Genomic DNA, 12,365 nt, shown 5'->3' with positions numbered 1-12,365 from the left:
TACGTTTATAGTGTGTATGCATTTTCTGTCCGCCGCCGCTTTTATAGTCGCCGCTTTCATAATGCCCGCCCGAGATCTGCAAGCTGCCCCATTCATTGCCCACGACAGCGTCGGCTACGGTTTCGAAGCGTCTAAAGCTTCCGCCTAGCACGCTAAAATTCCCGCCGAATTGCGTTTTATCTAGTCTTAAAATATCTCGATCGAAGAAAATACCGCCGCTGATGAGCGCTCCATATCTGACGTCCTGCGGACCTTTGACGATGCGCACGGAGTTGTAGTTTTGCGCCGAGATGTAGGTGATGGGCGTATCCATACGCATGCCGCAGCCGCCGTTTAGCGTGCTGCCGTCGATGAGCACGGGCAGTCTGGACGCCGTCTGCGAGCGGTAATAAACCTCGCTGCCGCCTCCGCCCTTGCGCTCCATCGAAAAGCCGCTTAAGTTCAAAAGCGATTTTGCGATGTCGCCGTTTTCTAAAATAGTGTCTTTACCCGCGATCTCCACCTTCGTGGGCTCTTGCAAGATAGATTTTTTAAAATTCGACGATACGATTATCGTGCCTAAATTTACGTCCTTGCTCGCAGCATCGTCTGCGCTCAAGGCGCCGCATAGCAAAACCCCCGCCACAACGTAAGATAACTTCATTTTTGATCCTTTGGATATTATGATAAACGATTGCGAAATTTAATCACAAAAAATATTAAATTTATATTAAATTTAATATTTTAAAAAGTTAAAATTTTACGCCGTAGATCCCAAGCCGAAGGGCGCTTCGGAAAAATATATAGCGATCCTTTAATCGCTAGAATTTAAATTTCCTAAATTCTATCTTTTCGTTAAAAATCGACATCGTGCGTTGAAGATTACTTATATCTTTTTGTATCGTTTGCATAAAATAATCACGCAGCTGCACATACTCCTCTTTATCTGCCATCAAAATATTTAGTATCTCAACCTCGGCGTTTTCTTTATAAAGCACAAGCTGATCGTGAAGACCGAAAAAACTGAGGCTGCCGTTGCGTAGGTGCATAATAGCCTTTGCTCCGAAAATCCCCGACGCGGCTAAAACAAAAAGACACAATACATTAGTTATATATTGACCAATTGTTTCATCGTATGAGTCGGCGACAAAAGCTAATAAAAGCCAAAGAAGCAGCGCTATTTTTATAAACCAATTTACCCTTTGTCGCATACTGTGTCTGCAATCAAAGCTAATTATCATCGCACCTATACTATTTAATTCGAAAATTTTACGGATTTTGTTTTTGTAATAATACAGAATTTTATCACTTTTAAATTCAAAATACATGCCGTCTTTGTCCCTAATTACGGTCAACAATGAAACCAATATAGACGGAAGCATTCGAAAAGTCTTAAGACTAACTGGATTTACTATGGTAGCAAAAGTCAAAAATATAATAAAACCTATCAGTAGCGCCGGAAATTGATAAATCATAAATTCATAATATGTATGGTCTTTGATGATTATCGCTTCTTTGTCGTAATCTCTAGTTTTGTAATTTTCCCGCAAGGCGCCGCCGTCATTTGAGATAAAATTTTGTGACTCTGCGTTGTTCTCAAAGGCAGAATTCTGATCCGCTTCGGCTTCTAAATTTAAAGCGTCAGTAGCGGAATTTAGGGACTTAGAATTTGAAACTTTGGAGTTTACGTCGTCTAAATTTGAAGCATCGGAATTTAAAGATTTAGAATTTGTATCGTTTAAATCTGAGGCGTGAAAATTCAAAGCATTTAAATTTAATCTATCGGATTTTGAATTATCAGAATTTTCGGCTTCGAAATTTTGAGCGTTAAAATTTTCTCCGTCAAGCTCCTTGTCACAGCTTCGCTTTGCATTACCGCGCCGCTCATTCAAAAGCTTTCTTAATTTCTCAAGCCTACTTTGATCCATTTGCCGCCTTTAAATTTGATGGACGCACCATTTTATAGCGCCGCCACTTAAAGCTCATTAAATTACCGCTCACCCGCTGTGCGCCGTTTGATCAAAATTTAGCCTTCATATCTTTGCAGCGATTTTTTATATGTTTTCGCCGTAGCGCAGCCCGTGCTCAGATATGCTTCAAACTCCTCGCTGGTAAGCCTGCGCGGCTCATTCGCAAGCCTTGCCGCAGCCGCTGTACCCGTCGCACAGCTAGCGCTTGTACCGAAATTCGCTTCATTTACGATCTCGCCTCGTCGGATTCGGTTGCTAAAGCCCGCTGCATGCGCTATTTGCGGCGCACGCCGTAGCGAAAAGCTTAAATTTCGCGTTTGTAGATTTAAAATTTTACCCATGCATTTGCGCGGACCCGTGATAAAATCGCCATTTTTTACAAGCGTGGCGACGGCAGAGCCGAGCGGACCGCTGCCCGCGGAGCCGCTCAAGTCGCCCTCCGAGCCAGATAGGCGGCCTGCGAAACCAGGTAAGCCGCCCGCCAAAAGCTCTGCGCCGCTTAGGATGCGTAGGCTTCGTACCAAAATCCCGCCGCCGCTTTGCGGGACGCTGCGAAACGAAATGTCAAAGCCGAAATTGTGAAAAAATATCTCGCCCGCCCGCGATATGCGCTTGTAGGTGTTGCGATCCGCGCCCGTGAAATACGCCTCGATCTCCGCGAAGGCGAATTCCGCCCCGCTTACGCAAAGCACATAGTTTTGTAGCAGATCGCGCATGAAATTTTCGATCTTCGTCTGCGCTCGCTCGGCGTCAAACTGCGCCCGCGGCGGATGGGCACCTAGCCCTGCTTGTGATGGGCGGACGTTAAATTTTAAGTGTGCTTGCTCGGCATTAAACAGCGGCTCGGCATTAAATTTTAAAATTTCAGCTTGCTGCGCGCCGCTAGAATATGCCTGTTTGCCGCAAAATTCCGCGCCATTTTTTGATTTTAAAAGCTCGCTGTCGCTCCCGTCTCTCGCGCTTCCTGCAAGTTTATGATTTTTTGAAGCGAGCTTTGAGCCCGCTGAAATTCCAAACTCCGCCGCGTCGATTTTTGAAAAAAATTTTTCTAAATTTTCATCGCCCAGCATTTTGCTCTTCCGTAGAATTTCCTTCGCGCTTCGTCATGTCCGCCTTGCTGCCCACAGTGTCAGATTTGCCGTTGTTTGCCTCGGCGCGCGTTAAATTACCGCCGCCGCTCGTCGTATTTGCTTCGCCGCCCTTTGATTTGGGCATTTTAAAGCTCCAAGCGCTACAACGATCTTTACTATAACGCTCGAAATAAAATCTTTCTCGCTCACTCAAGCTTTCCACTCCCTTTTCGCATACGCGCTTGATATATTCCATAGTTGGGTATCTAAGCCTACTTTCTGCAAAACTATTTCCGTCGTCTGCGCGCTTTATCAGCTTGGCGATGCAAGCGTCATCCTCTTCGCCCTGTTTATCAGAAAAGAATTCCTCCATATTACAATACATACCGCCGCTGCTTATAACTCCATAAATAATAAAAACCCCCGCAATTAGCATAATAAAAATTTTACTTTTACTAGTTTTCAATTTCGCTTTATTGCCCAGCATTTAATCCTCCCGTAGAATTTACATCGCGTTTGATCGCGCCTGCTTCATTGCGGATCGTATTCGTACCTTTGCGCGTTAAATTTCCCTCGCTGTCCGTTGCGTTCGTATCGCTGCTCGTCGTATTTGCTTCGCCGCCCTTTGATTTGGGCGTTTCAAAGCCCCAAGCTTCGCAGCGATTTTGGATGTAGAGCTCAAAATAATATCTTTCGCGCTCACCCAAGCTCTCCACTTCCTTTTTGCATGTGCGCTTGATATACGCCTCTTGCGGATATCTTAGCCGATTTGCCGCATATATATTACCCGCGTCCGCTCGCTTTATCAGCTTAGCGATGCAAGCGTCATCCTCTTCGTCGTGCCTGCCTGAAAAAAATTCTCTCGCGCTACAATACCCGCCGCTACCGCTTACAAACGCGGCATAAATAATAATAAGCGCCAAAATTAGCACAAAAACATGACTTTTACCGATTTTCAAGTTCGCCCCCTTCGCGATTAAATGTTGATTTTTTCCGCAGATTTACGATTTGCGGGCGGATCGTAAACTCGCTCACGTTGGACTTTGTGCGCAGAATTTGCAGCGTAAAATTTGCGATCTCCCCCGCATCCACGAAGCTTGCCTCATCATCCGCGGGCTCGAAGCTCAAATCCTCGTAAAAGGGCGTTTTGGTGATGTCGGGGTTGATGCAGCTTACTCTGATCTGCTTGCGCGCCTCCTCAAAAAGGCAGAGCAGAAACGCCCGCAGCCCCGCCTTACTCGCGCTATAAACCGCGCTAAAGCGGCTCGCTCGCAGCGCCTCGATCGAGCTAATGCCGATGATATGGGCGCGGTTGTGCTTTAAATTCGGCAAAAGCGCGCGCGCGATGATGATGTTTGCGGTAAGATTTACGTTTAAAATTTTTAAAATTTCACTCTCGCTCATCGCTTCAAGCGGCGCAAATTTCGCCGTACCCGCGCATAAAATCAGCGCGTCAATCTCACACGCCGCAGCCAGCGCGCGGCACTCCTTCGCTAGCGAGTCCGTATCCTCAAAGCGCGAGGCTAGCGTTAAAATTTTATAGCCGTTTTGTCGCAGAAGCTCCGCAACCGCGCTGCCGATACCGCCGCTTGCGCCCGTGATCAATGCTTTCATCTTTTCTCCTTTAAATTTTAATGCCGCTTCGGCGCGTTAAATTTCGCGCGCCGAGTAAATGCCCCTACGCTAAATTTCTCCGCTCATTGTGTCCGACGCCAAATTTGCGCGGCCTAAACAATCCGCGCCGCCGACCTGCGCTGGGTAAAATTTTAAATTTAGCCCGCAGACTTCTTGCTGTGCGAGCGTTTTGTAAAATTTTATCGCCGCTCGCTGTACCCGCCCCGCACGATTTATAAAATTTAATTTTATAAAGCCGGGTGTGGCGCTAAATTTTAACCGCTCGCTCGCCGCAAATTTCGCGCCGTATCCTCGGCGTCACACATGAGCGAGCTGCGGTCGGTCCGCGACAAACAGCGCGTCTAGCGCCGCCGTATCTTTGCAAAATACGCCGCTTTCATCGCCTCCTCAAATGCGTCGTTGCTTTCGTACTCGTGTCCCAAAACCTCGCGCCACAGGCTCGCATCCTCCATGCAGAGGTAGAAAAACACCCGCTCGCGCCACGGCAAAAGCGCGTCTGCGGCAAATTTAAAAAGCTCGCGTTTGATCTGCAGCGGATAGGACAGCTTGCCGTTCGCGTCCGCAAGGGGCATCTGCAGAATTTTGCTCCGCAGCCCGCGAGAGCGCAGCTTTTTTACGACGGGCTTGATGAAGGTAAGCGTGCCGAGCGAGACCATCGCGACGCCGCTTGGATCGAAGCTGCGTAGCAGCCGCTCAAAAAGCGCACCGTAATCGCTTTGCCATCCCTCGTACCAAACCATCGGGTGGAGGTGAAAGCCCACCAAAATGCCGCGCGCCGCGAGCGCTTCGGCTGCCGCCAGCCGCGCACCCAGGCTCGCGCTTAGATGCTCCTCGTTCGCTATGATCGCGGGCGTATTTAGCGAAAAAGTGACGATGAGGTTGCGCGGGATCTCGCGCTGCAGGAAAAACCGGATATTGTTCGACTTGCTTTTAAGCTCCAAAATCACGTTTTGATGCCGCGCCGCGAAGTCACATAGCGCGCTTAAAATGCCGAAGCGATCGCCCCACATAAGCGAGTCGGAGCTCTGACCCGTGCCGATGTGGTAGCTGCGCGCGGGATCAAGCCGCAGTCGCGCTAAATTCGCCGCGAAATTTTCGTCAAAGCCGATTTTTCCGTGCTTGTAAAAGGAGCCGATCGCGCAATAGGAGCAGTCAAAGCCGCACGAATTGACTGCATCGAGCGTCAGCAGATTGCAGCAGCGCGTGTTTTCGCTCGCCACCGGACAGCGGCCCAAAGCGATACGGTCTGCGCGAAAGGAGGAAATTTCAAATTTTTTCGGCGCGTAATCGCTTGTGAAGCCCGCGTACGAGTGCGGGCGCGACTTAAGCTCTAGCCAAGCCTCACGCACGAAATTAAAAATTTGCTCGCCGCTTGGGACTTTCCCTGCTTTATTAAATTTAGCTTTATTAAAATTTAGCCCGCACCGCTCGCTCGCAAGCAGCTCATAAATTGGCGCCTCGTCCCACGCCTCAAAATCGCTCGCAAACTCCGCTAGCTGCTTTCGTTGCTGAAATGAAAAGTGAAATTTCTCAAATAGCGCGCCCAAAAACGCGCTTGATCGCTCGCTCAGATTCACGCCAAACTGCGCTCCTAGCTCCTTTTTTGCCTCCGTCATCTTGCTCCGCTTCGTTAAAATTTTGCAAATTATACTTAAATTTCGCGCGCCGTCACTGAAAATCGTTGAAATTTCAGATCGCGCCGCAGAATAGTCGCTCGAAATAAAAGGCGTAAGCTAGCGTAATAGCGACGTTTAGGATCAAAATTCCGCCGAGTATGAGCTTTTGCGGGATTTTTTTGACGCCCGTTCGGTAGTAATACGGCAGGGCGCAGAAAAACGCCGGCAGCACGAGCAGAACGATACCCAGCGGTATGCCGGTGCCGCCGGTGCCTATCTCCGCACTGCGCACAAACTGCGCCATGGCGGGGAATTTATGAACGGCGAATATAGCCGCTGCAAAGAGTAGCTGCACGCAGATGCAGTAAAATAGGTAGCACACGCCTATTAGAGCGTCTTTTAGCCATAGCCCGATACAGAAAAATACTAGCAAAAGAGCTAAACAGACCAACAAGGGTGGATCCGCGAACATATCCGCCACGGCATACGCGCAAACCGCGATGCATGCGCACGCCAAGAGGGCAAAATACAGATAAGAGCCTTTTATTTTCATCGTTTCTCCTGCGCCTCCGCAATACCTTTGAATTCCGCGACATATTCGGCATATGAAGCCGAAATTTATCTCTCGGCTCGGTTTTTTGCGCACGCATCCATAGTTAAATTTTGTCCTTTATCGCGGCGCGGATTTGCGGCAGGCGCGCCTTTACTAGCTCATAGACGAAGCTTTTGCAAAGCCGCTCGCCGTCCAAATGATCGCTTACGATCTTCATCATCGCCCACAGCACACCCGCGCGCTCGCAAGCGTTCACAAAAAACACGCTCTCCATATCGTAAAGCGTAACGCTGCGATTTGCGCACCCGCGGGTAGCGTCTTTTGCCGTGCACGGCGTATTTTGTGTTGCTCGTGCTGCGATATTCGTCGCGACGCTGTGCCTACCTACCGCGATTTGTGAGGGTTTTACGCTCGTTAAATTTTGCGCCGCAGCCTGCGTTAAGCTTTGCGCTGCGGCCCGCACCGCGTCGTGCGTGAAATTTTTTGTATCTGCTGCGCTGTTCGCCCCTTGCGTTAGGGCTTGTGCGTTTATCTCGCCGCACGCCTCGATCGCTGCGACATTTGCCCCGCAGGTCTGCTCCGCCGCGTTTAAAATTTTAGGCTCGCTCACGCAGATTAAATTTGCCTGCAGCTTGCCGTCCAAACTCGCGCCGCAAAATTTCCGCTCGCAAACGTTTTGAAATTTCGGAGTCTGCGCGCTGTATTCCCCAACCTGCGAGCTGCAAAGCTCCGATCCGTCCTCGCCGCAAAATTCCCGCGCTGCCGTGCCGTCAAAGTAAAACGCCTCGCCGATTTGCACACCTTTATTTGCACAGCCGCAGACGCCTATGTTTAGCGCAAAGTCCACGCGCCGCGAAAGTAAAATTTCACCAAAGCGCTCTGAATTCTGCGCGGAGTTAAAATTTAAAATTTCAAAATTTTCAGCCGCATTTCGCGCGAAGCCAGTTTCTACATCGCCGCCGCAGAGTGCGCCCGCGTCCGAACGGTGCTCAAATTTTGCGTCCGCGCCGCGCCGATCCCTGCGAAGCTCGCGCCCGAATTCTGCGTCTGTATCGGCACGGCAAATAAATTCCGCGCCGGGTTCGCTCTTAAATCCTATTTCTATGCCGCCTGCAGCACCCACTTTAAATTTAGCCCCAAACCTCACGCCGCAGATGTATAGAAGCATCTGCTCGCCTGCGAACAGATCGCCATTGCGCGTAAGTTTAAAACTCTCGATTATCGCTTGGGCTTCGCAGCGCAAAGCCGTGCAGATTAGTATCATCGCCGCCCCTTCCAAAAGCGCAATTTTAACAATTTGAGCTATAATATAAGATTAATTTGGCACAAAAGGGCGAAAATGAATGATCTTATCACCATCACGGGCGCACGCGAGCACAATCTGAAAAATATAAATTTACAAATTCCAAAGGACAAACTCGTCGTTTTTACAGGTCTCAGCGGCAGCGGCAAGAGTACGCTGGCGTTTGATACGCTATATGCCGAGGGGCAGCGCAGATACGTCGAGAGCCTAAGCAGCTACGCGAGGCAGTTTTTAGACCGCGTAGGCAAGCCCGACGTCGATAAGATCGACGGTCTGACGCCTGCGATCGCGATCGATCAAAAAACGACGTCGAAAAACCCGCGCTCGACGGTGGGCACGATTACCGAAATTTACGACTATCTGAGGCTGCTTTATGCGCGCGTAGGTGTACAGCACTGCCACAAATGCGGCAAGCCGATCTCAAAGATGAGCTCCAGCGACATCATCGCCGAGATTATGAAACTGCCGCGTGGCGCTAAAGTGATCTTAGGCGCGCCTTTGGTGCGCGAGAAAAAGGGTAGCTTCGCCGATATGTTGCAAAGCTTGCGCGAGCAGGGCTACGTACGCGCTCAGATCGACGGCGTACTGGTGCGGCTGGACGAGGAGATCGAGCTAAGCAAGACGAAAAAGCACTCGATCAAGGTCATCATCGATCGCACGACCATCGACGAGGAAAATTCCATCCGTATCGCAAGCGACGTCGAAAAGGCGCTCAAGCTCAGCTTCGGCGAGCTTGAGGTGGAGATCGCAAACGCCGCCGAGCTGGGGCTCGCGCAGAGCCTGATCCACTACAGCGAGCATATGGCGTGCTTTGATTGTAAAATTTCATTCAAGCCGCTCGAGCCGCTCGCGTTTAGCTTCAACTCTCCAAAGGGCGCGTGCGAGAGCTGCGACGGGCTGGGGATAAAATTTAGCCTCGATCTGGGCAAGATCATCAACGAAAACGCCTCGATCGAGGGCGGCGCGATCAAGGTGATGTCGGGCTTTAACAAGAGCTATTACTATAAATTTCTGCTCGGATTTTGCGAGGCAAACGGCATAAACGTTAAAATCCCGTATGCAAGCTTAAGCGAGGAGCAAAAAAAGCTGATCCTCTACGGCAGCGTCAAAGAGATCGATTTTTACTGGAAAAAACATAAGCTCGTGCGTAAATTTGAGGGCGCGATCAAATATGCCTACGATCTGCTCAAAAACGAAAGCGATCTGGACGATTATATGAGCGAAAAAATTTGCCCAGACTGCGGCGGACTGCGCCTGCGCCCCGAAAGCCTCGCCGTAAAGGTCGCGGGGAAAGGCATCGGCGACGTGATAAATATGAGTATTGCAGACTGCGTGGAATTTTTCAGCGACGAGAAGCGGTTTTCAAATTTAAGCGAAAAGGACGCGCAGATCGCGGCGCCGGTCCTAAAAGAGATCAACGAGAGGCTGTTTTTCTTAAAAGACGTAGGGCTTGGATACCTCACGCTTGGACGCGATGCGCGCACCATCAGCGGCGGCGAAGCGCAGCGCATCCGTATCGCAAGCCAGATCGGTTCAGGTCTTAGCGGCGTGATGTATGTGCTTGATGAGCCTAGCATCGGGCTTCACGAGCGCGATACGCAAAAGCTCATCAAGACGCTGCGAAGCTTGCAGGAAAAGGGAAATTCCGTAATCGTCGTCGAGCACGATAAAAAGACGATCGAGGCGGCGGACTTCGTCGTAGATATCGGCCCCGGAGCGGGCAATCTAGGCGGCGAGGTCGTATTCGCAGGGGACGTCGCGCATCTGCTTAAAAGCAATACGCAAACCGCGCTGTATCTGAATAACCAAAAGGAGATAAACTACCAAAAGCACCGCAAGCAGGAGCTTTGGCTAAGTATCAAAAACGTAAATATCAATAACATCCACGGCCTTTGCGCGAAATTTCCGCTGCGAAATTTAGTCGGCATCACGGGCGTTAGCGGCAGCGGCAAGAGCTCGCTGGTGCTGCAAACCATACTGCCTACCGCGCTTGAGGAGCTAAATCGCGCTAGGAAAGTGCACGCGGTAAAGGGCGCTAAAATTTCCGGGCTTGAGAGCCTAGATAAAGTGATCTATCTGGATCAAACCCCGATCGGACGCACTCCGCGCAGCAATCCCGCGACCTACACGGGGGTGATGGACGAGATCCGCGCGCTTTTCGCCGCGACGAAAGAAGCGCAGCTGCGCGGATATAAGATCGGCCGCTTCAGCTTCAATGTCAAGGGCGGGCGCTGCGAAAAATGCGCGGGCGAGGGCGAGATCACGATCGAGATGCACTTCCTGCCCGATATCAGCGTCGTTTGCGACGTCTGCCACGGCACGAGATACAATGCGCAGACGCTTGAAATTTTATACAAAAACAAAAGCATAGCCGACGTTTTGGCGATGAGTATCGACGAGGCGCTCGAGTTTTTCAAAGCCGTGCCTAAAATTTATCAAAAGCTAAAGACGCTCGCGGACGTCGGGCTCGGCTACGTTTCGCTAGGCCAGCCCGCCACGACGCTTAGCGGCGGCGAGGCACAGCGCGTCAAGCTCGCCAAGGAGCTAAGCCGCACCGATACGGGCAATACGCTCTATATCCTGGACGAGCCCACGACGGGGCTACATTTTGCAGACGTAGATCGCTTGGTAGCGGTGCTGCACCATCTGGTCGATCTGGGAAATTCCGTCTTTGTGATCGAGCACAATCTGGACGTCATCAAAAACTGCGATTACATCATCGACATGGGGCCCGAAGGCGGCGAGGGCGGCGGACAGATCGTCGCTTGCGGCACCCCCGAAAAGCTAGCGAAGGATTTTAAAAAGACGGGTAGCTACACGGGAGAATTTTTGGCACAGGAGCTAGCGGCGATGAAAAGTACAAGCAAAAATAAGCGAGGTTAAAGCGCCTTATCGGGGGCAAGAATGGATCAAAATAGGCTTGAGGAATTAAAAAGGTTACTAGATGAGCGGCGCGGCGATGCAAAGCAAAACCGCAGCGAGGAGCTTAATGTCAAAAATTCTAAAACTGAGAATTCCGAAACTGAAAATTCCGAAGTTTCGAATTCTAAAGCCCTGAATTTTGAAATCCAGAATTTCGAAGTTTCAAATTTTGAATCCCAGGATTCTGAAGTTTCAAATTCTAAATTCTTGAATTATAAATCTTCAAATTCTGAAATCCTAAATTCCGATCCTGACGCTTTAAATTTAGAAGCCGAAGCGGATCGGAATTTTACCTATGAAAATAACGCAGAGCCACAAAATTTTATCTCAAATGACGGTGGCTCTTTGCGGCAGAATTCAAAAGCCAGAGACTACGACAAAGATCCGCTAATCATCAAAGACCATACTTATTATGACTATATGAAATACTCTATAGTTCCTACTATGGTAGGCTTGTTAATAGCGCTTGCATTTGCGACTATCGTAAATCCCATAAACATTGAAATGTTTCGCCTCCTTCCTTTGGTCTTGGTAATATTCGTAACAAATTTTATGAATAGAGACGGCGCATACTTCGTGTTTTATAACGATAAAATTTTATATTACAATAAAAACAAGATTCGTAAAACGTTCGAGTTAAATAAGATTGGCGCTATGGTTTTGAGCTTTGACTGGAGATGGAGCTGGAAGCAAAAAATCCCAATTTTTATAAAAATCTTTCTTGTTATTTGGTTTTTGCTCGGTTGGCTTGCGACGGGAGAGCCGATCAACGGCGTGGCGATAATTTTTACTTTTTGCTTTTCCATTTTAACTACCAAAGCTTATATGCATCTACTTAACGGTAGTCTCGGCTTTTTCGGTCTTCACGATCAGCTCGTGCTTTATAAAGAAAACGCCGAGGTCGAGATACTAAATATTCTGATGGCGACTGAGGATGAGTATCTGCAGCTGCGTGATTATTTTATGCAGACGATGCAAAAAGATATAAGCAACCTGCAACGCACGATGTCGATTTTTAATGAAAAGATAGAATTTAGGAAATTTAAATTTTAAAGGAGTATGTTATGGAACAAATTGAGAAGGCAAGGAAATTTTAGCCATCGCGGCTAGATAGTAGAATTTTCGCGCATAAAATCCCATCCCGTGATACGGCGGAATGGAATTTTAAAATTTAAATTTGAAAACCTTAGCCGTTGTAACCTAAGCGGCGCATATTTGCGCACGCATCCTTGTAGCCGTAATAGCACGAGATGCGGTATAGATCGATGGCGTTAAATTTATTCTGCTCTACGCCCTCGCCTTTTTCAAACATCGCTG

Annotated in this window: 11 protein-coding genes; 2 read left to right on the top strand and 9 right to left on the bottom strand. The window is 49.0% G+C overall.

Annotated elements, in window-relative coordinates:
- The 9 genes from Q0369_RS09875 to Q0369_RS09835 form a co-directional block, all read right to left on the bottom strand.
- A partial coding sequence (locus Q0369_RS09875; RefSeq protein WP_298099300.1) for a TonB-dependent receptor plug domain-containing protein occupies window positions 1-643 on the bottom strand: 643 nt, incomplete at its 3' end.
- Window positions 644-800: 157 nt separating this feature from the next.
- Window positions 801-1,907, bottom strand: coding sequence for a hypothetical protein (locus tag Q0369_RS09870; protein ID WP_298099296.1), 1,107 nt, complete (start codon window positions 1,905-1,907; stop codon window positions 801-803).
- A gap of 98 nt (window positions 1,908-2,005) precedes the next feature.
- The gene (locus tag Q0369_RS09865) at window positions 2,006-3,019 is read right to left on the bottom strand and encodes a hypothetical protein (RefSeq protein WP_298099291.1); all 1,014 of its coding nucleotides are present in this window, start codon (window positions 3,017-3,019) and stop codon (window positions 2,006-2,008) included.
- The gene (locus Q0369_RS09860) at window positions 3,006-3,485 is read right to left on the bottom strand and encodes a hypothetical protein (RefSeq protein WP_298099287.1); all 480 of its coding nucleotides are present in this window, start codon (window positions 3,483-3,485) and stop codon (window positions 3,006-3,008) included. The genes Q0369_RS09865 and Q0369_RS09860 overlap by 14 nt, the downstream gene beginning before the upstream one ends.
- A 7-nt stretch (window positions 3,486-3,492) precedes the next feature.
- On the bottom strand, window positions 3,493-3,978 hold the full coding sequence (locus tag Q0369_RS09855) for a hypothetical protein (protein WP_298099284.1): 486 nt from the start codon (window positions 3,976-3,978) through the stop codon (window positions 3,493-3,495).
- On the bottom strand, window positions 3,965-4,633 hold the full coding sequence (locus Q0369_RS09850) for an SDR family oxidoreductase (protein WP_298099279.1): 669 nt from the start codon (window positions 4,631-4,633) through the stop codon (window positions 3,965-3,967). Before Q0369_RS09850 ends, Q0369_RS09855 begins: the two co-directional genes overlap by 14 nt.
- Window positions 4,634-4,995: 362 nt before the next feature.
- Window positions 4,996-6,270 (bottom strand): spore photoproduct lyase family protein, encoded by a 1,275-nt coding sequence (locus Q0369_RS09845; protein WP_298099275.1) that lies wholly within the window; start codon window positions 6,268-6,270, stop codon window positions 4,996-4,998.
- A gap of 73 nt (window positions 6,271-6,343) precedes the next feature.
- Window positions 6,344-6,823 carry a hypothetical protein gene (locus tag Q0369_RS09840; RefSeq protein ID WP_298099272.1) on the bottom strand — a complete coding sequence of 160 codons (480 nt, stop codon included), beginning with the start codon at window positions 6,821-6,823 and terminating at the stop codon, window positions 6,344-6,346.
- Window positions 6,824-6,926: 103 nt separating this feature from the next.
- Window positions 6,927-8,087 carry a hypothetical protein gene (locus tag Q0369_RS09835; protein WP_298099269.1) on the bottom strand — a complete coding sequence of 387 codons (1,161 nt, stop codon included), beginning with the start codon at window positions 8,085-8,087 and terminating at the stop codon, window positions 6,927-6,929.
- A 75-nt stretch (window positions 8,088-8,162) separates the two neighbouring features.
- Here Q0369_RS09835 and uvrA point away from each other — a divergent pair, with 75 nt between their 5' ends.
- Both uvrA and Q0369_RS09825 read left to right on the top strand, forming a co-directional pair.
- Window positions 8,163-11,009, top strand: a complete 2,847-nt coding sequence (uvrA, locus tag Q0369_RS09830; RefSeq protein ID WP_298099266.1) for an excinuclease ABC subunit UvrA — start codon at window positions 8,163-8,165, stop codon at window positions 11,007-11,009.
- A gap of 21 nt (window positions 11,010-11,030) precedes the next feature.
- Window positions 11,031-12,101 (top strand): hypothetical protein, encoded by a 1,071-nt coding sequence (locus Q0369_RS09825; protein ID WP_298099262.1) that lies wholly within the window; start codon window positions 11,031-11,033, stop codon window positions 12,099-12,101.
- Window positions 12,102-12,365 lie beyond the last annotated feature (264 nt).

It is taken from the genome of uncultured Campylobacter sp., from assembly GCF_938030685.1.
Lineage (GTDB): Bacteria > Campylobacterota > Campylobacteria > Campylobacterales > Campylobacteraceae > Campylobacter_B.
The sequence above is the reverse complement of the archived record's forward strand: the minus strand, read 5'-3'. Positions and strand labels throughout refer to the sequence as shown.

Bases quoted from the DNA above. Each gene is read 5' to 3' on its own strand.
- Q0369_RS09870 (WP_298099296.1), bottom strand. From the start codon at position 1,907: ATGGATCAAAGTAGGCTTGAGAAATTAAGAAAGCTTTTGAATGAGCGG.
- Q0369_RS09865 (WP_298099291.1), bottom strand. From the start codon at position 3,019: ATGCTGGGCGATGAAAATTTAGAAAAATTTTTTTCAAAAATCGACGCG.
- Q0369_RS09850 (WP_298099279.1), bottom strand. From the start codon at position 4,633: ATGAAAGCATTGATCACGGGCGCAAGCGGCGGTATCGGCAGCGCGGTT.
- Q0369_RS09845 (WP_298099275.1), bottom strand. From the start codon at position 6,270: ATGACGGAGGCAAAAAAGGAGCTAGGAGCGCAGTTTGGCGTGAATCTG.
- Q0369_RS09840 (WP_298099272.1), bottom strand. From the start codon at position 6,823: ATGAAAATAAAAGGCTCTTATCTGTATTTTGCCCTCTTGGCGTGCGCA.
- Q0369_RS09835 (WP_298099269.1), bottom strand. From the start codon at position 8,087: ATGATACTAATCTGCACGGCTTTGCGCTGCGAAGCCCAAGCGATAATC.
- uvrA (WP_298099266.1), top strand. From the start codon at position 8,163: ATGAATGATCTTATCACCATCACGGGCGCACGCGAGCACAATCTGAAA.
- Q0369_RS09825 (WP_298099262.1), top strand. From the start codon at position 11,031: ATGGATCAAAATAGGCTTGAGGAATTAAAAAGGTTACTAGATGAGCGG.